The following is a 21,932-nucleotide window of genomic DNA, read 5'->3' as shown; positions in this document are numbered from 1 at the left end:
CTGCCAAGGACAGAAAGGACGTCTTCCCCGCGCGAGCGGGGGTGCTCCGATGGGCGATCAGCTAGCTGATCCCCGCGGCGGGTCTTCCCCGCAGGAGCGGGCGTCCGGAGGTGACCGACACGGCCCGGGGGTGAATCGCGTCCTCCCTGCGTGAGCGGAGGTGTTTCGAGGGGTGTGGGACGTCGACCGGATGGCGAGCCTGGCGGTGGAGCGGGCCGTCCTGCGGCTGTCCGGCGACGAGACCGCCGACCGCGATCTCGTCATCCCCCCGCGCCTGGTCGTCCGCGGCACCACCGCCGCGCCCCGGGGCTAACCCCGGCGGCCGTCCGGCGGCGGGCCGGTGGTGCCCCGCACGACGAGTTTGGGTTCGAGGAGGATCTCGCGGGGCGGGACGGCGCGGTCCTCGAGCCGGTCGACGGCGCAGCGGACCGCGTGCTGGGCGAGGCCGTCGGCGTCCTGCCGGACGGTGGTCAGGTCGAACGGCCACAGGTGCGCCAGGTGGACGTCGTCGTAGCCGACCACCGACAGGTCGCGCGGGATTTCGACGTCCGAGCTGCGCAGGGCGTGCATCAGGCCCATGGCGCAGCGGTCGTTGCCGGCGAGCACGGCGGTCGGCATCCGGCCCTCGGCGAGGAGGGTCTCGCCGGCGGCGATCCCGGCCGCGTCGGTGTGGTCGCCCGGGATGATCCGCAGCGCGTCGCCGAGGCCGTGGCGGCGCATCGCGGCGCGGTAGGCGCGGCGGCGTTCGACGGCGCCGGGGGCCCGCCCGCCGTCGATGTGGACGATGTCGCGGTGCCCGAGTTCGACCAGGTAGTCGACGACCTGCCGGACGCCCTTGGAGTCGGCGGTGCGCACGGTGTCGACGTGGGCGCCGGGCGCCCGGCGGCCGATGACGACGGTGACCGTGCGGCGCCCGAGCTCGTCGAGGTGCTCGGCCGGGGCGCTCGGGCCGAGCAGGATCAGCGCCTCGCAGCGGTGGCCGAGCAGCGCCTCGACGGCCTTGCGCTCGTCGCGCCCCGGCCCGGTGGCCGACAGCAGCACGTCGTAGCCGAGCCGCTCGGCCTCGGGGTAGATGCCCTCGACCAGGTCGCCGTGGAACGGCTGGTGCACGGTGAGCATGACGCCGAGGGTGCGGCTGCGGTCGCTGGCCAGCAGGCGGGCGGCGTTGTCGGGACGGTAGCCCAGTTCGTCGGCGGCGCGCAGCACGCGCTCACGGGTGGCCGCACTGGCGCCGGGCTTGCCGCGGAACACCAGCGACACCAGCGCCCGCGACACTCCGGCCCGCGCGGCGACGTCCTCCATCGTGGGGCGCCGGCCCTTGCTCTTGTCCGGCTCGGCCCCCTCCGCGTCGCGCACTGCTCTCTCCCGCTCGTTACGAATCGCCGAACTGGATGTTTCCGGCTCTTGACATCACCGAGTGACCCGGCTCATAGTACCGGTCCTAGAGCGCTCTAGTAGATCGCGACAGTTCCCAGCCGCAGGTCAACGCCAGGGGAGGCATCACGTGAACCGGGTCGAACCACCGCCGTCCGAGGAGACCGGGGCGTTCGACGTCCTGACGATGGGGCGCGTCGGCGTGGACCTGTACCCCCTGCGGCCCGGGGTGCCGCTCCAGGACGTCGACGCGTTCGGCAGGTTCCTGGGCGGCAGCCCGACCAACGTGGCGGTGGCCGCGGCCCGCTACGGCCGCCGCTCGGCCGTGATCACCAAGACCGGGGCGGACCCGTTCGGCGTCTTCGTCCGCCAGGCCCTGGCGGGCTACGGCGTCGACGCCCGGTTCGTCGGCGAGTCGGCCGACCTGGCGACGCCGCTGACGTTCTGCGAGATCTTCCCGCCGGACGACTTCCCGCTGTACTTCTACCGGGCGCCCAAGGCCCCGGACCTGGACATCGGGCCGGACGAACTCGACTACGACGCGATCAGGGCGGCCCGGATCTTCTGGGTGACGGTGACCGGCCTGTGCGAGGAGCCCAGCCGGTCGGCCACCCTGGCCGCGCTGGAGGCCCGGGGACGGCGCGGCATCACCGTGCTCGACCTGGACTACCGGCCGATGTTCTGGGACTCGCGGGAGCAGGCGGGCTCCTGGGTGCGCAAGGCGCTGGAGCACGTCACGGTCGCCGCCGGCAACCTCGACGAGTGCGCGACGGCCGTCGGCGTCCGCGATCCGGACGGGGCCGCCGCGGCGCTGCGCGACCACGGCGTCTCCCTGGCCGTGGTGAAACAGGGACCGCGCGGCGTGCTGGCGGTCGACGACGCCGGATCGGTGCGGGTCCCGCCCGTGCCGGTGGAGGTGGTCAACGGGCTGGGCGCGGGCGACGCGTTCGGGGGCGCGCTGTGCCACGGCCTGCTGGCGGGCTGGGACCTGCGGCGGACGATCTCGTTCGCCAACGCCGCCGGGGCGCATGTCGCCGGCGAGCTGGCCTGCTCCGCCGCCATGCCGACCGAGGAACAGGTCCTGGCGCGGCTCGGCGCCTGGGCGGACGCCCAGGGAGACGAGCGCTCCGGCGCGTGCCCCGACGCGCGCCCGGGCGACGTGCACGGAAAGGCGAACGACGAGGTGAACCATGCGTGACCGGCTGCGGGAGATCATCGAGACCCGGGCGAACGACCCGGGCGCGATCAGACGGGCGGCCGAGCGCCGGGTGAAGGCGGCGTCCCCGCTCGGCGACGGCGGCCGCGCCATGATCATCGCGGCGGACCATCCGGCGCGCGGCGCCCTGGCGGTCGGCGGGAACCCGATGGCGATGGCCGACCGGGCCGAGCTGCTGGAGCGGCTGTGCGTCGCGCTGGCCCGCCCGGGCGTCACCGGGGTGCTGGGCACCGCCGACATCCTCGAGGACCTGCTGCTGCTCGGCGTGCTGGACGGCAAGGCCGTGTTCGGCTCCATGAACCGCGGCGGCCTGGCCGGGTCCTGCTTCGAGATCGACGACCGGTTCACCGGCTACGACGCCGCCGCCATCGCCGACATGGGCTTCGACGGCGGCAAGATGCTCACCCGGATCGCGCCGGCCGACCCGGCCACCCCGTCGATCCTGGAGAACTCGGCGCGCGCGGTGGACGAGCTGGCCGCACGGGGGCTGGTGGCCATGGTGGAGCCGTTCCTGTCGGCCTGGCAGGACGGGCGGCTGCGCAACGACCTGACCCCGGACGCGGTGATCAAGTCGATCGCGATCGCCTCCGGGCTGGGCGCCACGTCCGCCCGCACCTGGCTGAAGCTGCCCGTCGTCGCGGAGATGGAGCGGGTGCTGGCCGCCACGACGCTGCCGGTGCTGCTGCTCGGCGGCGAGGTCAAGGACGCCGACGCCGCCTTCGCGTCCTGGAAGGAGGCGCTGGCGCTGCCGGTCGTGCGCGGCCTGGTGGTGGGCCGCTCGCTGCTGTACCCGGCGGACGACGACGTGGCGGGCGCCGTGGACCGGGCGGTGAGCCTGCTGTGAGCGCCGACGTCGAGCTGCATGTGAAGGCCGGGCGGTCCGCCGACGGGCCGTTCACGACGGTGGTCACGCCGGAGTCGGCGGGCTGGGGCTTCTCCGGCCTGCGCGTGCTGGAGCTGCCCCCGGGCGGATCGCACACGATCACCACCGGGGACGCCGAGCACCTGGTGCTGCCGCTGTCGGGCGGCTGCCGGGTGGACTGCGACGGCGCGTCGCTGGAGCTGGCCGGCCGGGAGAGCGTCTTCAGCCGCGTCACCGACTTCGCCTACCTGCCGCGCGGCGCCGAGGCGCTGATCAGCAGCCGGGACGGCGGCCGGTTCGCGCTGCCGTCGGCGCGCTGCGAGCGGCGGCTGCCGGTGCGCTACGGCGCGGCCGAGGACGTGCCCGTCGAACCGCGCGGTTCGGGCAACTGCAGCCGCCAGGTAAGCAACTACTGCCTTCCGGACACCTTCCCGGCCGACCGGCTGCTGGTGTGCGAGGTGCTGACGCCCGGCGGCAACTGGTCGTCCTACCCGCCGCACAAGCACGACGAGGCGCGCGAGGGCGAGAGCCGCCTGGAGGAGATCTACTACTTCGAGGTCGCCGACGGCCCCGCCGGGCCGGGCTTCGGCTACCAGCGGGTCTACGGGACGCCCGACCGCCCCGTCGACGTGCTCGCCGAGGTGCGCGGCGGGGACGTGGTGCTGATCCCGCACGGCTGGCACGGCCCGTCCATGGCCGCCCCCGGCTACGACCTGTACTACCTCAACGTGATGGCCGGCCCCGACCCCGAACGGGCCTGGCTCATCTGCGACGACCCGGCGCACGCCTGGGTGCGGAGCACATGGGACCCCGCCGCGCTCGACCCGCGGGTGCCGCTGACCTCCGCCGCCGGGCCCACCCGGAAGGACGGCTGAACCGATGGAGACGATCAGGCTGACCACCGCGCAGGCGCTGGTCCGCTTCCTGGCCAACCAGTGGAGCGCGCGCGACGGCGTCACGCAGCGGCTCATCCCCGGCGTGTGGGGGATCTTCGGGCACGGCAACGTGGCGGGCCTCGGCCAGGCGCTGCTGCAGTCGGTGCACACCAAGGACGCCGACCTGCCCTACTACCTGGCGCGCAACGAGCAGGGCATGGTGCACGCCGCCAGCGCGTTCGCCAAGATGCGCAACCGGATGGCCGCCTTCGCGTGCACCGCGTCGACCGGCCCCGGCTCCACCAACATGATCACCGGTGCGGCGCTGGCGACCACCAACCGGCTGCCGGTGCTGCTGCTGCCCAGCGACATGTTCGCCACCCGCGCCCCCGACCCGGTGCTGCAGCAGCTGGAGGACGCCCGGGCCGGAGACGTGTCGGTGAACGACGCGTTCCGCCCGGTGTCGAAGTACTTCGACCGGATCAGCCGCCCCGAGCAGCTCATCCCGGCGGCGCTCGCCGCCATGCGGGTGCTGACCGACCCGGCGGAGACCGGCGCGGTCACGCTGTGCCTGCCGCAGGACGTGCAGGCCGAAGCGTACGACTGGCCGGTCGACTTCTTCCGCCGCCGGGTGTGGGAGGTGCCCCGCCCGGCGCCCGAGCCCGAGGCCGTCCGGCGGGCGGCCGCGCTGCTGCGCTCGGCGCGGCGGCCGCTGATCGTGGCGGGCGGCGGGGTGGTGTACTCCGAGGCCACCGAGGAGCTGCGCCGCTTCGCCGAGGCGACGGGCATCCCGGTCGCCGACACCCACGCCGGCAAGGGCGCCGTCCCCTGGGACCACCCGTGCGCGGTCGGCGGCATCGGCGCGACCGGGACCGCCGCGGCCAACGCGCTGGCGGCCGAGGCGGACGTGGTGCTCGGCATCGGCACCCGCTACAGCGACTTCACCACCGCCAGCCACACCGTGTTCGCCGACCCGGACGTCACGTTCGTCAACCTCAACGTGGCGCGGCTGGACGCGGTGAAGCACTCGGCGCTGCCGCTGGTCGCCGACGCCCGCCGCGGCCTGGAGGCGCTGGCCGCCGAGCTGTCCGGCTGGCGGACCGACCCCGCGCACACCGAGCGGGCCCGGCGGCTGGCCGAGGACTGGCGGCGCACGACCGACGAGTGCTACCGCCGGGGCCACGGCCCGCTCCCGGCGCAGACCGAGATCCTCGGCGCGCTCAACGAGCTGGCCGACGACCGGGACGTGGTGATCAACGCGGCCGGGAGCATGCCCGGCGACCTGCAGATGCTGTGGCGGGCCCGCGACCCCAAGGCCTACCACGTCGAGTACGCCTACTCCTGCATGGGCTACGAGGTCGCCGCGGGCCTGGGCGCCAAGATGGCCGACCCGAGCCGCGAGGTGTTCGTGCTGGTGGGCGACGGGTCGTACCTGATGATGGCGCAGGAGATCGTCACCATGGTCTCCGAGGGCGTCAAGGTGATCGTCATCGTGGTGCAGAACCACGGGTTCGCCTCGATCGGGTCGCTGTCGGAGTCCCTGGGGTCCCAGCGCTTCGGCACGCAGTACCGCTACCGCGATCCGGACAGCGGCCTGCTGGACGGCGGCGTGCTGCCCGTGGACCTCGCGGCCAACGCCGCCAGCCTGGGCGCCGACGTCATCCGCGCCGACGGCGTCGAGGAGTTCCGCGCCGCGATCACCAAGGCCAAGGCCGCCGACCGCACCACCGTGGTGCATGTGGAGACCGACCTGCTCGGCCCGAACCCGCCGAGCACCGGCTGGTGGGACGTGCCGGTCAGCCAGGTGTCCGAGCTGGACAGCACCCGCACGGCCTACGAGACCTACGCCGCCGCCAAGCAGGCGCAGCGGCACTACCTGACACCGCCACCGGAGGAGACGCCGTGACGACCATCGACCACTGGATCAACGGAGCGCCCACGCGGGGCGCCTCCACCCGCACCGCCCCGGTGTGGAACCCGGCCACCGGGCAGGAGCGGGCGCGGGTGCCGCTGGCCTCCCCGGCCGACGTGGACGCCGCCGTGGCCGCCGCGAGCACGGCGCTGGAGACCTGGCGGGAGTCCTCGCTGTCGCAGCGCACGCGGATCATGTTCGCGTTCCGCGAGCTGCTGGTGAAGCACGAGGACGAGCTGGCGCGGCTCGTCTCCGCCGAGCACGGCAAGGTGATCGACGACGCCCGCGGCGAGATCGTCCGCGGCCGGGAGGTCGTCGAGTACGCCTGCGGCATCGCCGAGGTGCTCAAGGGCGGCCACTCCGACCAGGTGTCACGCGGTGTGGACGTGCACACCATCCGGCAGCCGCTGGGGGTGTGCGCGGGCATCACCCCGTTCAACTTCCCGGTCATGGTGCCGCTGTGGATGCACCCGATCGCGATCGCCGCCGGCAACACCTTCGTGCTCAAGCCGAGCGAGCGCGACCCGTCGGCGTCGTCGCTGATCGCCCGCCTGTACGCCGAGGCGGGCCTGCCCGACGGGGTGTTCAACGTCGTGCACGGCGACAAGGAGGCGGTGGACGCCGTCCTCGACCACCCGGGGATCGCCGCGGTGTCGTTCGTGGGGTCCACCCCGATCGCCCGGTACGTCCACGAGCGCGCCACCGCCAACGGCAAGCGGGTGCAGGCGCTGGGCGGCGCCAAGAACCACGCCGTCGTGCTGCCCGACGCGGACCTGGACTTCGTCGCCGACCAGCTCACCTCCGCCGCGTTCGGCTCGGCCGGGGAGCGGTGCATGGCGATCTCGGTCGCCGTGGCCGTCGGGGACGCCGCCGACGCGCTGGTCGCCGTCCTGGAGCAGCGGGCCCGCGCGGTCCGCGTCGGCCCCGGCGACGACCCGGAGACCGACATGGGCCCGCTGATCACGCAGGCGGCGCGGGAGCGCATCGAGGCCGCGGTCGGGACCGCCGCCGCGCAGGGCGCCACCGTGGTCGTCGACGGGCGCGGGCTGAAGGTGGACGGCCACGAGGAGGGCTTCTTCGTCGGCCCCTCGGTGCTGGACAACGTCACCCCCGCCATGGACGCCTACCGCGAGGAGCTGTTCGGGCCCGTGCTGGCCGTCGTCCGGGTGCGGACGCTGGACGAGGCCATCGAGCTGATCAACGCCAACCCGTACGGCAACGGCACCGCGATCTTCACCGCGGACGGCGGCGCGGCGCGCCGGTTCCAGCGCGCGGTGAACGTCGGGATGGTCGGCGTGAACGTGCCGATCCCGGTGCCGATGTCCTACTACTCCTTCGGCGGCTGGAAGGACTCGCTGATCGGCGACAGCCCGATCCACGGCCCCGAGGGCGTGCGGTTCTACACCCGTCCCAAGGTCATCACCTCCCGGTGGCCGCAGCGCCACACCTCCGCGTCCCCCGCCGCGTTCAGCTTCCCGACCGCCGGCTGAGCGCTCCCACCCCCGGAAAGGACAAGGACGATGACGACGATCTCCGGCCCCGTCGCGGGCAACCTGTGTCTCGGCTCCGCCCCGGACTCCTGGGGCGTGTGGTTCCCCGAGGACGAACGCCAGGTCCACTTCTCCCGCTTCCTGGACGAGCTCGCGCAGGCCGGGTACAAGTGGCTGGAGCTCGGCCCGTACGGCTACCTGCCCACCGACCCCGACCGGCTCGCCGAGGAGGTCGGCGCGCGCGGGCTGAGCGTGTCCGGCGGCACCACCTTCGGCGCCCTGCACCGCCCCGGCGAGTGGGACGCGATGCTCGCCGAGGTCGGCCGCGTCGCCGCGCTGACCGCCGCGGCCGGCGCCCACCACCTGGTGTTCATCCCGCCGATGTTCCGCGACGAGAAGACCGGCGAGTTCACCGAGGAGCCCGCCCTCTCCGCCGAGCAGTGGCGCACCCTCACCGCCGCGGCCGACCGGCTCGGCAAGATCCTGCTGGAGGAGCACGACGTGCGGCTCGTCGTGCACCCGCACGCCGACAGCCACATCCAGACCCAGCCGGAGATCGAACGCCTCCTGGACGGCACGGACTCCCGCTACGTCAACCTGTGCCTGGACACCGGCCACGTCGCCTACGGCGGAGGCGACGCCGTGGACCTCATCCGCAGGTACGGCGAGCGCATAGGCTACGTCCACATCAAGCAGATGGACCCGGACGTGCTGGTCCAGGTCCGCGCCGAGAACCTCGGGTTCGGCGAGGCCGTCCGGCGCGGCGTGTGCGTGGAGCCCCCGGCGGGCGTGCCCGACCCCGCCGAGGTCGTCACCGAGCTGTCCAAGCTGGACGCCGAGCTGTTCGTGATCGTGGAGCAGGACCTGTACCCGTGCGAGCCGGACGTCCCGCTTCCCATCGCCGTCCGCACCCGTGAATACCTGGCCGGGCAGGGCCTGTCCGGCAGCCGCCGTCCAGCGATCCGGTAGCGAGGTCCGTCCCATGTCCCATGTCCAGAGCGGCGCCCCCGGGGCGCCACCCATCCCGCTCGACATCGCAGGGCCGCACACCCGCCGGCTGAAGCTGATCACGGTGATCGCCACCTTCGGCGGCCTGCTGTTCGGCTACGACACCGGCGTCATCAACGGCGCCCTGCCGTACATGAAGGACGACCTGGGCCTCAGCTCGTTCACCGAGGGCCTGGTCACCAGCTCGCTGCTGCTGGGCGCGGCGTTCGGCGCGGTCTCCGGCGGGCGGCTGTCGGACGCCCGCGGCCGCCGCCGCAACATCCTGATGCTGGCCGTGGTCTTCCTGGTCGGCGCGCTGGGCTGCGCGCTGGCGCCGACCACGCAGATCATGGTGGCGGCGCGGTTCGTGCTCGGCCTGGCCGTCGGCGGCGCCTCGGTGACGGTGCCGGTGTACCTGGCCGAGGTGTCCCCCGCCGAACGGCGCGGACGGCTGGTCACCCAGAACGAGCTGATGATCGTCACGGGCCAGCTGCTGGCGTTCACCACCAACGCCGTGATCGGCAACGCGTTCGGCGAGGCCGGGCACGTGTGGCGGTACATGCTCGCGATCGCGTCGCTCCCCGCGGTGGTGCTGTGGTTCGGCATGCTGGTCATGCCGGAGAGCCCGCGCTGGCTGGCCTCCAAGGAGCGCTTCTCCGAGGCGCTGGAGGTGCTGCGGCAGGTGCGCGGCGCCGAGCGCGCCGAGGCCGAGCTGGACGAGGTCAAGCGGCTCGCCCTGGAGGACAAGGCCGCCCGCAGCGGCCGCTGGTCCGACCTGGCCACGCCGTGGATCCGCCGGCTCGTCCTGGTGGGGCTGGGCATCGCCGTCGTCCAGCAGATCACCGGCGTGAACTCGATCATGTACTACGGCACCAGCATCCTGACCGAGGCCGGGCTGGACACCGACAGCGCGCTCACCGCCAACATCGCCAACGGCGTGATCTCCGTGCTGGCCACGTTCGTCGGGATCTACCTGCTGGGCAAGGTGGACCGGCGGCCCATGCTGCTGGCCGGGCAGATCGGCACGACCACCAGCCTGTTTCTGATCGGCGTCATCTCCCTCGCCATGCCGGAGGGGCCGGGACGCGCGTACGTGGTGCTGGCCATGACCGTCACGTTCCTGGCCTTCCAGCAGGGCGCCATCTCCCCGGTGACCTGGCTGATGCTCGCGGAGATCTTCCCGCTGAAGCTGCGCGGCCTGGGCCTGGGCCTGGCCGGCCTCACCCTGTGGGTCACCAACTTCCTGGTCGGGCTGACCTTCCCGGTGCTGGTGGAGAAGATCACGATTTCGACCACGTTCTTCCTGTTCGGAGCGCTGGGCATCGCCGCGATCCTGTTCGTCGCCCGGCACGTGCCCGAGACCCGGGGGCGCTCCCTGGAGGCGCTGGAGACCGAACTGCGCGCGAGGTACTCGCGATGACCGCCGCGGCCGTCGGCTCCGGCGCGGGCGCGGCCGGTCCGCCTCCGCCGCCGGGCCGCTGCCCGCGGACGCCCGACACGAACCCAGACCACTGCGAACAGGAGGACTCGCGATGCCACTGCGCGTCGGAGTGATCGGGGTCGGCATGATCGGCCAGGAGCACGCCCGCAGGCTGTCCGGCGTCGTCACCGGCGCCGAGGTGATCGCCGTCACCGACCTGTCGGCCGACCGCGCCAAGGCGGTCGCCGCCGAGACCGGCGCCCGGGTGTACGACTCGGGCGGCGAGGTCATCGCCAGTGCCGAGGTGGACGCCGTGGTGGTGACCTCGTGGGGACCCACCCACGCCGAGCACGTACTGGGCGCCATCGCCGCCGGCAAACCGGTGTTCTGCGAAAAGCCCCTCGCCACCGACGCGGCCGACTGCCGGCGCATCATGACGGCCGAGGCCGCGCACGGCAAGCGGCTGGTCCAGGTCGGGTTCATGCGCCGCTACGACGAGGGCTACCGGCAGTTGAAGCGGCTCGTCGACGCCGGGCGGATCGGCACCCCGCTGATGGCGCACTGCGCCCACCGCAACCCCAGCGTGCCGGACTCCTACACCTCCGAGATGGCCATGCTGGACACCGCCGTCCACGAGGTGGACGTGCTGCGCTGGCTGCTGGACGAGGAGATCGTCTCGGCGCAGGTGCTCACCCCGCGGCCCACCCGCCACCGGTTCGACCACCTGCAGGACCCGCAGATCATGCTGTTCGAGACCTCCGGCGGCGCCCGCATCGACGTGGAGGTCTTCGTCAACTGCCGGTACGGCTACGACATCCGCTGCGAGATCGTCGGCGAGACCGGCGCCGCCCGGCTGGCCGACCCGGCCCGCCCCGCGGTGCGCCGGGACGGGCAGGAGGGCACCGCGGTCACCGCGGACTGGCGGGAGCGGTTCGGCGCCGCGTTCGACGCCGAGTTCCAGGCGTGGGTGGACGCCGCGTCCGAGGGCACGGCCACCGGCCCCTCCGCCTGGGACGGCTACGCGGCCACCGCGGTCGGCGACGCGGCCGTGGAGGCGCTCAAGACCGGCGGGGTCGTCCCCGTCGACATGGTCTCCCGTCCCGCGTTCTACACCGGAGAGCAGTGATGAAGATCGCCCTGGACCCGTACATGCTGCGGCACGTGCCGCTGACCGAGCTGCCCGGCGTCGTGGCCGAGCTGGGCTACGAGTACATCGAGCTGTCCCCGCGCGAGGACTTCATCCCCTTCTACCTGCACCCGCGCGCCGACAAGGCCACGGTGCGCGCCTTCCGCAAGGCCCTGGACGCGGCCGGTGTGCAGGTGTCCTCGGTGCTGCCGGTGTACGAGTGGTCCTGCCCGGACGAGGAGAACCGCCAGGCGGCGGTGCGGTACTGGAAGCGCGCCATCGAGCTGACGGTGGAGCTGGGCTGCCCGGTGATGAACTCGGAGTTCAACGGCCGGGCGGTGGCGTCGTCCGACAGCGAGCGGCAGTTCTGGCGGTCGCTGGAGGAGCTGCTGCCGGTCTTCGAACGCGAAGGTCTGGAGCTGCGGCTGGAGCCGCACCCCTACGACTTCGTCGAGGACGGGCGCGCCGCGGTGGACCTGGTGCGGGCCATCGACGCCGAGTTCGCGTCGTTCGTGTACTGCGCGCCGCACACCTTCCACCAGGGCGGGGACATCGCCGGGATCATGCGGCACGCCGGGTCGCTGCTGACGCACGTGCACGTGGCCGACTCCTTCGACCACCGCGCGTCGTCGGGCAACCGGTACATCGTCAACCCGCCGAGCCTGGCCGACCGGATCCGCGTCCACCAGCACCTGGACATCGGGCAGGGCGAGGTCGACTGGGACCTGACCTTCCGGAGCCTGGCGGAGATCGGTTTCGACGGCATCCTCACGGTGTGCGTGTTCGCCTGGGAGGAGCGGGCCCGCGAGTCGGCGGTCTTCAACCGCGAGCAGGTCGAGCAGTACATCGCCAAGTACTTCGCGAAGTGAGCGGATGAGCCGGGAGGGCTCCCTCGGGCGAGGGGGCCCTCTTTCTTCACCCTGTCGAGCGGGGGATTTTCGGCGGTTTCCGCGGCCGGTTCCGGTCCGGTTCGAGCTTGCGCCGGGCACCGTCGGCGAACCTACGATGCCCGTGCCGCCGCCCACGGAGAAGGGTGCTCGATGCGCGTTTTCGACACGCTCGGCCGCCGCAAGGTCGTCCTGGGGATGGTCCACCTGCGGCCGCTGCCCGGGACGCCGCTGTACGAGGAGGGCAGCTTCCCGGAGATCCTCGACGTGGCGGTGGAGTCGGCGCGGGCCCTGGACGAGGGCGGGGCGGACGGGTGCCTGGTGCAGACGGTGGACCGCGTCTACGGCACCGGCGAGGACTCCGACCCCGCGCGCACGACGGCGATGGGGCTGATCACCTCGGCCATCGCGTCCGCCACCCGCCCGGACTTCCAGGTCGGGGTGCAGCTGATGCGCAACGCGCTGCAGGCGTCGCTGGCGGTGGCGAAGGTGGCGGGCGGCTCCTACATCCGCGCCGGCGCGCTGGTGGGCGCGACGCTGACCGCGCACGGCATGGTGCAGGCCGACCCGCTGGCGGTGGCCGAGTACCGGCGGAAGATCAACGCCCAGCAGGTCAAGGTCATCGCCGACGTGGACTCGATGCACTTCAAGTGGTTCGGCGAGCCCAAGCCGACCGGTGAGGTGGCGCGCGCGGCCCTGCAGGTGGGCGCGGACGCGGTGGCGGTCGGGCACCCCGACGAGGCCACGACCCTGGAGATGGTCGCCTCGGTCCGCCGGGCGGCGCCGGGCCTGCCGGTCGTCCTGGCCGGATACACCGACCACGGCAACGCCGCGCGGCTGCTGGCGGCGGCCGACGGGGCGTTCGTCGGCACCTGCCTGGAGGTCGGCGGCTGGGGCGGCCGGATCGACGTGGAGCGGGTCAAGGCGTACATGGAGATCGTCCGCTCTCTGGAGCCCTGAGCCGCGAGTCCCCAGGCTGCCGAGACGGGAGGGTGCGGGTGGAGGCCGAGGTGATGGTGCGGCAGGTCGACGCGCTGGCGGAGGACGTCCGCGCGTCGGCCGGGCGGTTCGGCGAACGGGCCTGCGGCCTGCTGGATCCGGCGGAGTGGGCCCAGGTCGAGCGGGTGTTCCTGACCGGGGACGGCGACTCCTACCACGCCGCCTGCGCCGCCGAGATGGCCTTCGAGTCGATCGGCGGGGTCGCCTGCGAGCCGCTGAGCGCGATGCGGTTCGCGCATTACGCGGCCGAGTGGATGCGGCCCGCCGCGCCGGGGCGGGTGCTGGTGGTCGCGATCTCCGCCTCGGGCGGGACGGAACGCGTCGTCGAGGCCCTGCACGCGGCCCGCCGGTACGGTGCGCTGACGGTGGCGGTGACCGGGACGCCCGGCAGCCCGGTGACGCGGGTGGCCGACCGCACCCTGCTGGTCGACCTGCCCGACGGCGAGCCGTCCCCCGGAATCCGGACCTACCAGGCGAGCCTGCTGGGCCTGCTGTCGATCGCGCTGCGGCTGGGCCGGGACGGCGGCGTCGCGGATAAGGAACTGGCCGCGCTCGCCGCCGAGGTGGACGCCACCGCCGAGGCGATCAGACCGGAGTGCCGGCGGGTGGCGGGCCTGGTCGCCGACGCCCCGGCGATGGTGTTGCTGGGCAGCGGCCCCTCCTACGGCACCGCGCTGTTCGCCGCCGCCAAGCTGGTGGAGGGGGCGAGCGTCTTCGCCGTCGGCCAGGACCTGGAGGAGTGGAGCCACGTCGAGCGGTTCGCCTACCCCGACGACATGCCCGTGTTCGTCATCGCCCCGCCCGGCCGCTCGCACGGCCTGGCCGCCGCAGTCGCCGCGCGGGCACGCGACCTGGGCCGCCGGGTCATCGCCGTCGCCGGCCACGGCGACACCGCCGTCGCCCGCAACGCGCTCGCCGTGCTGCCCGTGCACGGGCAGGTCCGGGAGGAGTTCTCCCCGCTGCTGTACCACCTGTTCGCCGGATACGTGGCGTGCTACGTGGCCCAGAGACTAGGTCGGCTACCGTTCCAGACCCACCGCTCTTGAGGGCGGGCAGGGAGTCAAGGGAGGACAGTCCCGGGGCCTTCTGGATTCTGCGATAGCAGCGTCCGACGGCGTCACCGCTCGGCGCCGCGGGTCAGAGGAAGCGGGAGCTGGGGACGGGGCCGGGGGAACCGACGCGGTGGCGGGGGCCGGTCAGCCACTGGTCGCGGACGGAGGCGACGAGGTGGGCGAGCGCCTCGTCGGTGTCCGGGGGCGCACCGTCCTCGCCCTCGTGCGTAAGAGGGTCGGCGTGGACGATCTCGGCGGCCAGTTCCTCCACGGGCCGCTCGTCGGGCGGGAGCCGCCGTACCGAGCCGTCCGGGTCCGCGTGCAGCCGCTCGCCCCACGGGGGCGTCACCGTCTGGTGCAGGAGGCCGCTGACGTCCGCGCTGACCTGCGGCGGGTCGGTCCAGCAGGTGGCGTGTTCGAACAGCACCTGGCCCGGGGCGCGCTCCCGCAGCCCGCCCGCGTCGATCTCGTTGAGGTCGTAGGCCACGACGAGGGCGTCGGGGCGCGCCGGGTCGAACGGCTCGGCGGGCAGCCCGAGCAGTCCCGCGGCCGCGAGACCGAGGATGTGGCTGGAACGGTCGGGGAGCAGCGCGACGACCTCGGGGCCGCGCCCGGCCGCGTCCAGGATCAGGCGGAGCCGGTCCAGGGTGCGGCGGCAGCCGCCGAACGAATCACCGGTGTAGGCGTACCGGCCGGTCATGCCGTCGTCGAACCCGAACGGGGACAGGGTGGCCAGCACGCCGCCGGTCAGCGCGAAGTGCCAGCCGCGCAGGTCGCGCCGGTCGAGCGGGCTGACGGCGCGGACGGCGCGGGCGCGGTCGAGCATGCGGGCGAGCCGGTCGCGCGCGGGCAGCCAGTCGCGATCCTTGGGCTCGGGCAGCCGCCGGGCCTCCGCCGTGGCGCGGTCCAGGTCCCCGGCCATGAGCGCGTTGAACGCCAGCAGGTAGCGGCCGGGCCAGGGCTGCAGGGCGGCGGCGTGCTCGTCCAGCACGGCGACGGCCTCGGCATGCCGGGCCTCGTCCTCCAGCGCGGCGACCAGTTCGGTCAGCAGCGACGGCGCCCCGGGCGCCAGGTCGAGGGCCCTGCGCAGCGCCGGAACGGCGAGATAGGACACCCCGCGCTCGACGCACGCGTATCCGTACTCGTACAGCTTCCCGGGGTCGTCCGGATCGGCGGCGACGGCGGCGGCCGCCTGCCTGAGGTCGTCGAATCCCGATTGGGCGGCGGCCTCCCCGATGAGCCGCGCCACCTCGGTCTGCTGCATGTCCTCGGCGTTGAACCGCAGGTGCCGCAGCAGCCCCGGGATGTCGCCGGCCCGCAGGAGTTCCCGTGCCTCGTCGCTCATGGTGCGGCACCGTACAGGTCGCCCGTAATCGGGACATCCCATTTTCGTCGCGCTTGTCGCCCGTCGCTGGTCGTGTTCATTGCGGTCTGGCTATGCTTACCCCCGCCTCAATGCGCGCCTAGGTCGAGGGACGGTGGTCTGTGGGTTATCCGCCCGGCAACGAACAGGTTCTGCTGACCATTGGGGATATGGCGCTCACCCAGACCCACGTGATCGTCCCGCATGGCCGTTACCCGCTGAACGGGACGGTCTGGGCCGTGCAGGACTCCACCCAGGTGCACGAGGGAATTCCGCCGGTCGCGATCGTGCTGACCATCATCTTCGTGTGGTTCTGCCTGCTGGGCCTGCTGTTCCTGCTGATGAAGCAGCGCCGTTACACCGGTTTCGTAACGATCTCGGTCACCGGTCAGGGGCTGTACCACACCGTCCAGCTTCCGCCCGGTCCGGAGTCCGGCGCGTGGGCGGCGCAGGTGGTCTCGCAGGCCCGCTCGCTGGCGGCCTCCGCTCCCCCGGCCATCGCCTGACCGGCCCTTCGCACGACTGACGGCACAGGACTTGCGCACCCCCGCGGGTCCTGTTGTGCGCCCGCTTGCCCGGATATTGCGCTGAACGCTCCGGCCGACCGCGCGGGATCTCCGTGTTCTTTGCCCCGCCGGACGGGCCGTGCCCCTTCTCCGTCGCGTTATTCACCGGTCATTTCCCATTCGCGGTGACACATCGTCGTTGATGGTGACTGTTCGTGATTAGGCGCAGGTCGGCGGGGTAGTGAGCCGCCGGGAGACCGGTTCCGCGCACGGGTGCGACGCGTTTTCCGCGGCCGGTCGCCCGATTCTCTGACGGTGTTCGCACGAACAGCAGGGAGAAGGGCATATGAGCACGAGCGAGCAGGCCGTTCCGTCCGCCTACCGCGCCGATTCCGGCACCCGCTATCGCGTCCTGTTCTTCATGCGGGTCGATCCCGGTGAGCAGGAGGCGTTCCGCCGCGCCTACGAGCAGATCCGGTGGCGGGTCGCCGAGGTTCCCGGGCACGTGCGCGACCAGCTCTGCCAGTCCACCCGCGACCCGGCCGAATGGCTGATCACCAGCGAGTGGGCCAGCGAGGAGCACTTCCTCGCCTGGGAGAGCGACCCCGCGCACCGGCGGATGGTCGCCCCCATGATCAGGCACACCGCCGAACGCGAGTCGCTGCGCTTCGCGGTGCACGCCACCACCGAGACGCCGCGCTGACCGCCAGCCGCCGCGGAGGTGCCGCGGGGACCGGCCGGAACGTCCCGTCCTGTGGAGGCATGCGATGACCATTGACTGCCACGCGCACATCAGCCCGCCGGACATGGTCCGCCGTTTCCCGATGCCGCCGAGCCTCGGCGACGTCGACGGAATGATCGAGGACAAGCTGGCGCGGGGCGTGCGGATGTCGATCGTCGGCAGCCCGGTCGGCGCGGGGATGATGGCGCCGATCCCGGGCGTCGACAACTACGCGCAGACCGTCGACCAGCTGACGGCCTTCCACGACTGGCTCGGCGGCACCGTGGCCGACCACCCCGAGCACCTGCGCGCGCTGGTCTACGTCAACCCGTTCGGCGACGACGCGCACCTGGCGGCCGCCGCCCGCACGCTGGCGAACCCGGAGTTCGTCGGGTTCATCATCAACACCAGCGTCGCCGGGCGCTACCTGGACGACCCGCGCTGCGACGGCTTCTTCGCCATGGCCGCCGAGCACGACGCGCCCGTGATGCTGCACGCCCCGGCCCGGCCCGCCGCCGGCACGGGGCTGGCGGACCCGCTGCTGCTGGAGGGGATCGGCCGGTTCGACGACGTCTCCACCGGCACCGCCTGCGTCATCTTCGGCGGCTGGCTGGAGAAGTACCCCGGGCTGCGGCTGATCGCCACCGCCGCCGGGGGCGCGCTGGCCCTGCTGGTGGAACGGCTGGACCGCGCCTACCACGCGCCGCACTGGGGCGGCGGCCGCCCGGGCGGCGAGGGCGGCTGGCCGATCAGCCGCCCGCCGAGCACCTTCGTGCGGCAGATCTGGGTCGACACGGCCACCCCCAGCCGCGTGGCGCTGCGCGCCGCCCTGGCGGTCTTCGGCTCCGACCGCATCCTGTTCGGCACCGACTCCCCGCCGCTCCAGGACGTCGTCGGCGACGGCCTGCGCGCCCTGGAGGAGGTGTCCCCGAGCGCCGAGCAGCTGCGGGCCATGTGCCACGAGAACGCAGCCAGGCTTTTCGGCCTGCCCGTCCACACCACGATGTGACCCGCCGCGACACCTGCGAATCCGCCGCCCGCCACGCCCGCCGCCCCGACGGCCTGGCGGGCCGTCGCGCCCGCCGCTGCCGACACCCGCCCGCCCCGGCGGCCCGGCCGACCTCGATGCGGCCGGGCCGCCGCCGGTCAGTCGATGGTCAGGCGGCCGGTGCCGTGGATCGAGGGGATGCCCTGGCGGGTGAAGCAGCGGGCCACCCGGCCTTTGGGGCGGACGCTGCCGTAGAAGGAGTGGCCGGCCAGGTAGCCGGCGGTGACGCGGCCGTTGAGCTGGGCGTCGGTGCGGGCGCGGTCGCTCTGGGCGCCTCCGGCGCGCAGGACCGACCGGGCGAGCGCACGGCCGTAGGCGTCGTACCAGGTGACGGTGGCGCGGCCGCGCAGGTCGCTGACACCGAGGCAGTTGGCGTAGGCATTGCCGGTCAGTGTCATGACACCGGAGGCGATGCGGGACCGGCGGGGGTCGGCCGAGGTGCAGTCGCGCAGCACCAGCCTGGCGCGGGTGGTGACGTGCTGGCGCCGCAGCCGGATCGGCGGGCGGAACTTCATCGGCCTGCCGGGCGCGGTGGCGGCCGCGCAGGTCAGCGACCCGTATCGGGCGGGTGCCCGGTGTTCGGCGGGCGACGGCGGGGACGCGAGGGCGGGGTCGGCCGCGGGGGCCGGGACGGTGATGCCGACGAGGACGAGCGGCCCGGCCAGACCACACCGCACGAGACGTCCGGACAGAACAGACATGGCTCCCCCCACGATCAGCACATAAAGTGACTACATCGCTACCATTTGTAGCATCACCCGATGTGCCGCCAGGAACCGGGCCGTCCGGGACGTCGAGCCGCACAGCGCACGCCGCGCCGGAGCGGCCGCCGGCCGTCAGCCGCGGCGGGGCCGGCGGGGCAGGTGTTGGTTGACGTGGGGGGCCATCATCTGGGCGCGCAGGCGTTCCAGCTCGCGGCGGTCGCGCTTGGTGGGGCGGCCGGTGCCGGGGTCGCGGCGCACGATGGGCCCGAGCAGTTCGCGCGGCGGCGGGGGCGGGCTGTTGTCGATGAGGCATTCCGCCGCGACGGACGCGCCGACGCGGCGGCGGATGACGCGCCGCACCACCACGACGCGTTCCCGGCCGTCGTGCCGCAGCCGCACCTCGTCGCCGGGCTTGACCAGGGCGGACGGCTTGGCGCGCTTGTCGTTGAGGCGGACGTGCCCGGCGCGGCACGCAGTGGTGGCCATCGAGCGGGTCTTCAGCAGCCGCACCGCCCAGATCCACACGTCGATCCGCACCGAATCGTCGCCTGCCATGGCGACGACATTAACGCACGGCCCGCGCCGCCGGGAGGGCCCGCCGCCCGGCGGCGGGCCCCGGCCGGGGCGGTCAGGTGGCGAACAGCCGGTCCAGGTCGGCGAACGCCTTGAACTCCAGGGCGTTGCCCGCGGGGTCGAGGAGGAACATCGTCCACTGCTCGCCCGGTTCGCCCTCGAAACGGACGTACGGCTCGATCACGAACTCGGTGCCGGCGGCCCGCAGCCGGTCGGCGAGCCGGTGGAACTCCTCGACCGGCAGGACGAGCCCGAAGTGCGGGACGGGCACCTGGTGGCCGTCGACGGGATTGGTCCCGGCGATGCCGTCGCGGGGCTTGTCCGAGGGCCCGTCGCCGACCTGGTGGGTGACGACCTGGTGGCCCATGAAGTTCCAGTCGATCCACCTGGTGTCGGACCGGCCCTGGCCGAAGCCGAGCACCTTCCCGTAGAACTCGCGGGCGGCGTCGAGGTCGTCGACGGGGATGGCCAGGTGGAACGGCGGCAGTTGCGTGCTCATTGCGGCTTCCTCCTTGTCGAGGTGCCGACGCGCGGATGCGGCCGGCGTCGTCGCGCGGGCGCCGCCCCAGCGGGGGGCGCCCGGCTCCCAGAGCGTCAGTTGACCGGGGTGGGGGGCTCCTTGCCGGCCAGCACGGCGGCCGCGTTCGCCACCGACAGATGGCACATGCGTTCCCGGGTCGTCACGCCCGCGCTGCCCAGGTGGGGTGTGAGCACGGTGTTGGGCAGTTCGGTCAGCCGGGGATCGACGTTCGGTTCGTCCTCGAAGACGTCGAGCCCGGCCGCGGCGATCTGTCCCGAGCGCAGCGCCCCGATCAGCGCGTCCTCGTCCACGATCCCGCCGCGCGCGGTGTTGACGAGGATCGCCGACGGCTTCATCCGGCGCAGCGCGTCCGCGTCGATCAGGTGCCGGGTCCGCTCGGTCAGCGGGCAGTGCAGGGTGACGACGTCGCTGCGTTCCAGCAGGTCCGGCAGTTCGAGGAACTCCACGTCGTCGTCCGGCGGGGCGGACCGCGCGGGCGTCGCCACGATCTTCATGTCGAACGCGCGGGCGCGCCGGGCCACGGCCCGCCCGATCCGGCCGTAGCCGACGATGCCGAGGGTGGCGCCCGCGCTGAGGTCCAGGCCGAGCAGCATGCGCGGCCCCCACACCCACGGCGTGCGGTCGCGCAGCAGCCGGTCGCCGTCGAGCACGCGCCGGGCCGCGGCCAGGATGAGCGCCATGGTCAGGTCGGCGGTCGCGCCGTCCAGCACGCCCGGGGTGTTGGTGACGCGGACGCCGCGTTCGGTGGCGGCGGCCACGTCGATGTTGTCGTAGCCGACCGCCGTGTTCGCCACCACCTTGAGCCGCGGGCCGGCCGCGTCGAGGAACTCGGCGTCGATCCGCTCGGTGAGCGTGCACACGACGGCGGCGGCGCCCGCCGCGTCCCGCAGCAGCACGGCCCGGTCCGGCGGGTCCTCCCCGCCCGCGACGACGGGGTGCCCGAGCGCGCGCACCTCGCGCATCGCCGCGTCGGTCAGCAGCCGGGGGACGTAGACGTGCGGCTCCATACTCACCTTTCTCACGGGCCTTTCTCGCGGGCCCTTCTCGCGGGCGCGGTCATCGGACGGCCATCGGGGCGAGGCCGAGGCCGGCGAGCGCGGCGGCGCCGGCGGCGGCGTGCTCGCCTCCGGCCAGCAGCAGCGTGCGCGCCGCCTGGTAGCGGCAGCCGGCCGCCTCGTACTCCTTGGCGGCGGCGAGCAGGCGCGGCACGTCGCCGTCGAGCAGCGCCTCCGCCCGGTCCACCTGGGCGGAGGCGACCGGGTTGCCGGCGACCACGGCGCGGGCGGCGGCGATGCGGCCGCGGGCATCGGGGTGCCCGGCGAGCACCGCGGCCTCCGCGCGCAGCGCCGCGTACCAGTGCAGCCAGACCCAGCACACCCACTTCCACACCCGGTCCGGCGGCGGTGCGACGCGTTCCAGCGCCGCGTCGGCGTCCCCGTGGTGGAGCAGGACCGCGGCGTCGAAGACCGCGCCGTAGCCGAGCCGGTGGTCGGTTTCGACGCCGGCCTCGTCGACGATCGCCAGCCAGCGGGCCCGCGCGCCGTGGTCGCCGCGCAGGCCGTGGATCATCGCGACGGCCGCGGCGGCGGGGCCGATGGAGCGCGACCGCAGGCGGCCGTTCCGCTCCCAGGCGTCGAGGAACCGCATGCCGACGGTGAGCGCCTCGTCGGCGTCGCCGGTGAACGCGTCCGCGACCAGGAGCCAGGACGTGGCGTGGTGGCCCGCCTCGGCCAGCAGCGGGTGGTCGGCGAGCCGCCTGCCCCAGCGGCGGGCCTGCTGCAGTTCGCCGACGCCGACGGCGGTTCCGGCCGCCATGGCGAGCGCGTCCATCAGCTCGTGCGTGGCGGCGGGCGTGGCCGGTGCGCGGGCCAGGAGGTCGATGCGGCGCCGGGCGGCGGCCGCGGCGGCGAAGGAGTCCCCGGCCCAGCTCTGGGCCCCGGACAGCGCGTCGAGCGCGGCGGACTCGGCCACCGGGTCGCCGGTGCGGCGGGCCAGCTCGACGGCCCGTTCGGCGCGCGCGACGGTCTCCCGGGCGGTGTTGTCCGGGGCGCCCTGGACGGCGCCGAACGCGTCGGCCTCCACCGCCGCCTCGGCCAGCGCGACGGCGGCCGCGGCGGCCGGGTCGCCGCCGCGCAGCTCCCGCGCCTGCGCGAGCATGGCGGTCACCTCGTCCGCGCGGGGCGTCCGCGCGAAGGAGTTGGAGAAGCGGTAGGCGACGGTGGCGGCGGCCACCAGGTCGAGGGCGGCGCCGGCGGCGGCCCCGGCCCGGCGGGCGC

Annotated in this window: 21 protein-coding genes, 1 pseudogene and 1 CRISPR repeat array (1 of these 23 running past the window's edge); of the genes and pseudogenes, 15 read left to right on the top strand and 7 right to left on the bottom strand. The window is 73.9% G+C overall.

Features of this window, described 5'->3' with window-relative positions:
• Window positions 1-49: a CRISPR direct-repeat array (repeat unit 29 nt; unit sequence GTCTTCCCCGCGCGAGCGGGGGTGCTCCG) (it extends 285 nt beyond the left edge of the window).
• Window positions 50-172: 123 nt separating this feature from the next.
• Window positions 173-313, top strand: a complete 141-nt coding sequence (locus tag ABD879_RS23750; protein ID WP_345023786.1) for a hypothetical protein — start codon at window positions 173-175, stop codon at window positions 311-313.
• On the opposite strand, the gene ABD879_RS23745 is transcribed toward ABD879_RS23750, so the two are convergent.
• A complete protein-coding gene (locus ABD879_RS23745; RefSeq protein WP_345023785.1) occupies window positions 310-1,356 on the bottom strand; it encodes a LacI family DNA-binding transcriptional regulator in 1,047 nt (348 codons plus the stop codon). The genes ABD879_RS23750 and ABD879_RS23745 overlap by 4 nt on opposite strands.
• Before the next feature lie 205 nt (window positions 1,357-1,561).
• Between ABD879_RS23745 and iolC the strand changes: the two genes are divergently transcribed.
• From iolC to ABD879_RS23690, 11 genes are all read left to right on the top strand, one after another.
• Window positions 1,562-2,572, top strand: a complete 1,011-nt coding sequence (gene iolC, locus ABD879_RS23740) for a 5-dehydro-2-deoxygluconokinase (RefSeq protein ID WP_378272649.1) — start codon at window positions 1,562-1,564, stop codon at window positions 2,570-2,572.
• On the top strand, window positions 2,565-3,434 hold the full coding sequence (locus tag ABD879_RS23735; protein WP_345023782.1) for a Cgl0159 family (beta/alpha)8-fold protein: 870 nt from the start codon (window positions 2,565-2,567) through the stop codon (window positions 3,432-3,434). The genes iolC and ABD879_RS23735 overlap by 8 nt, the downstream gene beginning before the upstream one ends.
• On the top strand, window positions 3,431-4,327 hold the full coding sequence (iolB, locus tag ABD879_RS23730) for a 5-deoxy-glucuronate isomerase (protein WP_345023781.1): 897 nt from the start codon (window positions 3,431-3,433) through the stop codon (window positions 4,325-4,327). Before ABD879_RS23735 ends, iolB begins: the two co-directional genes overlap by 4 nt.
• 4 nt (window positions 4,328-4,331) lie before the next feature.
• On the top strand, window positions 4,332-6,233 hold the full coding sequence (iolD, locus tag ABD879_RS23725) for a 3D-(3,5/4)-trihydroxycyclohexane-1,2-dione acylhydrolase (decyclizing) (protein WP_345023780.1): 1,902 nt from the start codon (window positions 4,332-4,334) through the stop codon (window positions 6,231-6,233).
• The gene (locus tag ABD879_RS23720) at window positions 6,230-7,729 is read left to right on the top strand and encodes a CoA-acylating methylmalonate-semialdehyde dehydrogenase (protein ID WP_345023779.1); all 1,500 of its coding nucleotides are present in this window, start codon (window positions 6,230-6,232) and stop codon (window positions 7,727-7,729) included. The genes iolD and ABD879_RS23720 overlap by 4 nt, the downstream gene beginning before the upstream one ends.
• A 30-nt stretch (window positions 7,730-7,759) precedes the next feature.
• Window positions 7,760-8,698, top strand: coding sequence for a TIM barrel protein (locus ABD879_RS23715; RefSeq protein WP_345023778.1), 939 nt, complete (start codon window positions 7,760-7,762; stop codon window positions 8,696-8,698).
• Between the two features lie 13 nt (window positions 8,699-8,711).
• Entirely contained in the window at window positions 8,712-10,136 is a 1,425-nt protein-coding gene (locus ABD879_RS23710; RefSeq protein ID WP_345023777.1) for a sugar porter family MFS transporter, read from the top strand.
• Window positions 10,137-10,248: 112 nt separating this feature from the next.
• Window positions 10,249-11,262, top strand: coding sequence for a Gfo/Idh/MocA family oxidoreductase (locus ABD879_RS23705; protein ID WP_345023776.1), 1,014 nt, complete (start codon window positions 10,249-10,251; stop codon window positions 11,260-11,262).
• The gene (locus ABD879_RS23700) at window positions 11,262-12,131 is read left to right on the top strand and encodes a sugar phosphate isomerase/epimerase family protein (protein WP_345023775.1); all 870 of its coding nucleotides are present in this window, start codon (window positions 11,262-11,264) and stop codon (window positions 12,129-12,131) included. The genes ABD879_RS23705 and ABD879_RS23700 overlap by 1 nt, the downstream gene beginning before the upstream one ends.
• A 171-nt stretch (window positions 12,132-12,302) precedes the next feature.
• The gene (locus ABD879_RS23695) at window positions 12,303-13,109 is read left to right on the top strand and encodes a BtpA/SgcQ family protein (protein ID WP_345023774.1); all 807 of its coding nucleotides are present in this window, start codon (window positions 12,303-12,305) and stop codon (window positions 13,107-13,109) included.
• 38 nt (window positions 13,110-13,147) lie between these two features.
• The gene (locus tag ABD879_RS23690) at window positions 13,148-14,194 is read left to right on the top strand and encodes an SIS domain-containing protein (protein WP_345023773.1); all 1,047 of its coding nucleotides are present in this window, start codon (window positions 13,148-13,150) and stop codon (window positions 14,192-14,194) included.
• A 91-nt stretch (window positions 14,195-14,285) separates the two neighbouring features.
• On the opposite strand, the gene ABD879_RS23685 is transcribed toward ABD879_RS23690, so the two are convergent.
• The gene (locus ABD879_RS23685) at window positions 14,286-15,545 is read right to left on the bottom strand and encodes a tetratricopeptide repeat protein (RefSeq protein WP_345023772.1); all 1,260 of its coding nucleotides are present in this window, start codon (window positions 15,543-15,545) and stop codon (window positions 14,286-14,288) included.
• 188 nt (window positions 15,546-15,733) lie between these two features.
• Between ABD879_RS23685 and ABD879_RS23680 the strand changes: the two genes are divergently transcribed.
• The 3 genes from ABD879_RS23680 (at window position 15,734) to ABD879_RS23670 (ending at window position 17,799) form a co-directional block, all read left to right on the top strand.
• The gene (locus ABD879_RS23680) at window positions 15,734-16,069 is read left to right on the top strand and encodes a hypothetical protein (protein WP_345023771.1); all 336 of its coding nucleotides are present in this window, start codon (window positions 15,734-15,736) and stop codon (window positions 16,067-16,069) included.
• A gap of 346 nt (window positions 16,070-16,415) precedes the next feature.
• Entirely contained in the window at window positions 16,416-16,772 is a 357-nt protein-coding gene (locus ABD879_RS23675) for an antibiotic biosynthesis monooxygenase family protein (protein ID WP_345023770.1), read from the top strand.
• A 64-nt stretch (window positions 16,773-16,836) separates the two neighbouring features.
• Window positions 16,837-17,799 carry an amidohydrolase family protein gene (locus ABD879_RS23670; protein ID WP_345023769.1) on the top strand — a complete coding sequence of 321 codons (963 nt, stop codon included), beginning with the start codon at window positions 16,837-16,839 and terminating at the stop codon, window positions 17,797-17,799.
• A gap of 137 nt (window positions 17,800-17,936) precedes the next feature.
• Here the strand turns inward: ABD879_RS23670 and ABD879_RS23665 are convergent, their stop codons facing one another.
• From ABD879_RS23665 to ABD879_RS23645, 5 genes and pseudogenes are all read right to left on the bottom strand, one after another.
• Window positions 17,937-18,539, bottom strand: coding sequence for a hypothetical protein (locus ABD879_RS23665; protein WP_345023768.1), 603 nt, complete (start codon window positions 18,537-18,539; stop codon window positions 17,937-17,939).
• Window positions 18,540-18,674: 135 nt separating this feature from the next.
• Window positions 18,675-19,097, bottom strand: coding sequence for an RNA-binding S4 domain-containing protein (locus ABD879_RS23660; RefSeq protein WP_345023767.1), 423 nt, complete (start codon window positions 19,095-19,097; stop codon window positions 18,675-18,677).
• Window positions 19,098-19,170: 73 nt separating this feature from the next.
• Window positions 19,171-19,614 (bottom strand): VOC family protein, encoded by a 444-nt coding sequence (locus ABD879_RS23655; RefSeq protein WP_345023766.1) that lies wholly within the window; start codon window positions 19,612-19,614, stop codon window positions 19,171-19,173.
• Window positions 19,615-19,709: 95 nt separating this feature from the next.
• Window positions 19,710-20,678 carry a 2-hydroxyacid dehydrogenase gene (locus ABD879_RS23650; protein WP_345023765.1) on the bottom strand — a complete coding sequence of 323 codons (969 nt, stop codon included), beginning with the start codon at window positions 20,676-20,678 and terminating at the stop codon, window positions 19,710-19,712.
• A gap of 34 nt (window positions 20,679-20,712) precedes the next feature.
• A pseudogene (locus tag ABD879_RS23645) lies at window positions 20,713-21,932 on the bottom strand (ATPase); the annotation flags it as partial.

The organism is Actinomadura keratinilytica (genome assembly GCF_039539665.1).
Classification (GTDB): domain Bacteria; phylum Actinomycetota; class Actinomycetes; order Streptosporangiales; family Streptosporangiaceae; genus Spirillospora; species Spirillospora keratinilytica.
The sequence above is the reverse complement of the archived record's forward strand: the minus strand, read 5'-3'. Positions and strand labels throughout refer to the sequence as shown.

Excerpts from the sequence above, each read along its gene's own strand:
- iolC (WP_378272649.1), top strand. The coding sequence starts at position 1,562 with ATGGGGCGCGTCGGCGTGGACCTGTACCCCCTGCGGCCCGGGGTGCCG.
- ABD879_RS23735 (WP_345023782.1), top strand. The coding sequence starts at position 2,565 with ATGCGTGACCGGCTGCGGGAGATCATCGAGACCCGGGCGAACGACCCG.
- iolD (WP_345023780.1), top strand. The coding sequence starts at position 4,332 with ATGGAGACGATCAGGCTGACCACCGCGCAGGCGCTGGTCCGCTTCCTG.
- ABD879_RS23715 (WP_345023778.1), top strand. The coding sequence starts at position 7,760 with ATGACGACGATCTCCGGCCCCGTCGCGGGCAACCTGTGTCTCGGCTCC.
- ABD879_RS23710 (WP_345023777.1), top strand. The coding sequence starts at position 8,712 with ATGTCCCATGTCCAGAGCGGCGCCCCCGGGGCGCCACCCATCCCGCTC.
- ABD879_RS23705 (WP_345023776.1), top strand. The coding sequence starts at position 10,249 with ATGCCACTGCGCGTCGGAGTGATCGGGGTCGGCATGATCGGCCAGGAG.
- ABD879_RS23700 (WP_345023775.1), top strand. The coding sequence starts at position 11,262 with ATGAAGATCGCCCTGGACCCGTACATGCTGCGGCACGTGCCGCTGACC.
- ABD879_RS23695 (WP_345023774.1), top strand. The coding sequence starts at position 12,303 with ATGCGCGTTTTCGACACGCTCGGCCGCCGCAAGGTCGTCCTGGGGATG.
- ABD879_RS23685 (WP_345023772.1), bottom strand. The coding sequence starts at position 15,545 with ATGAGCGACGAGGCACGGGAACTCCTGCGGGCCGGCGACATCCCGGGG.
- ABD879_RS23680 (WP_345023771.1), top strand. The coding sequence starts at position 15,734 with ATGGCGCTCACCCAGACCCACGTGATCGTCCCGCATGGCCGTTACCCG.
- ABD879_RS23675 (WP_345023770.1), top strand. The coding sequence starts at position 16,416 with ATGAGCACGAGCGAGCAGGCCGTTCCGTCCGCCTACCGCGCCGATTCC.
- ABD879_RS23670 (WP_345023769.1), top strand. The coding sequence starts at position 16,837 with ATGACCATTGACTGCCACGCGCACATCAGCCCGCCGGACATGGTCCGC.
- ABD879_RS23665 (WP_345023768.1), bottom strand. The coding sequence starts at position 18,539 with ATGTCTGTTCTGTCCGGACGTCTCGTGCGGTGTGGTCTGGCCGGGCCG.
- ABD879_RS23660 (WP_345023767.1), bottom strand. The coding sequence starts at position 19,097 with ATGGCAGGCGACGATTCGGTGCGGATCGACGTGTGGATCTGGGCGGTG.
- ABD879_RS23655 (WP_345023766.1), bottom strand. The coding sequence starts at position 19,614 with ATGAGCACGCAACTGCCGCCGTTCCACCTGGCCATCCCCGTCGACGAC.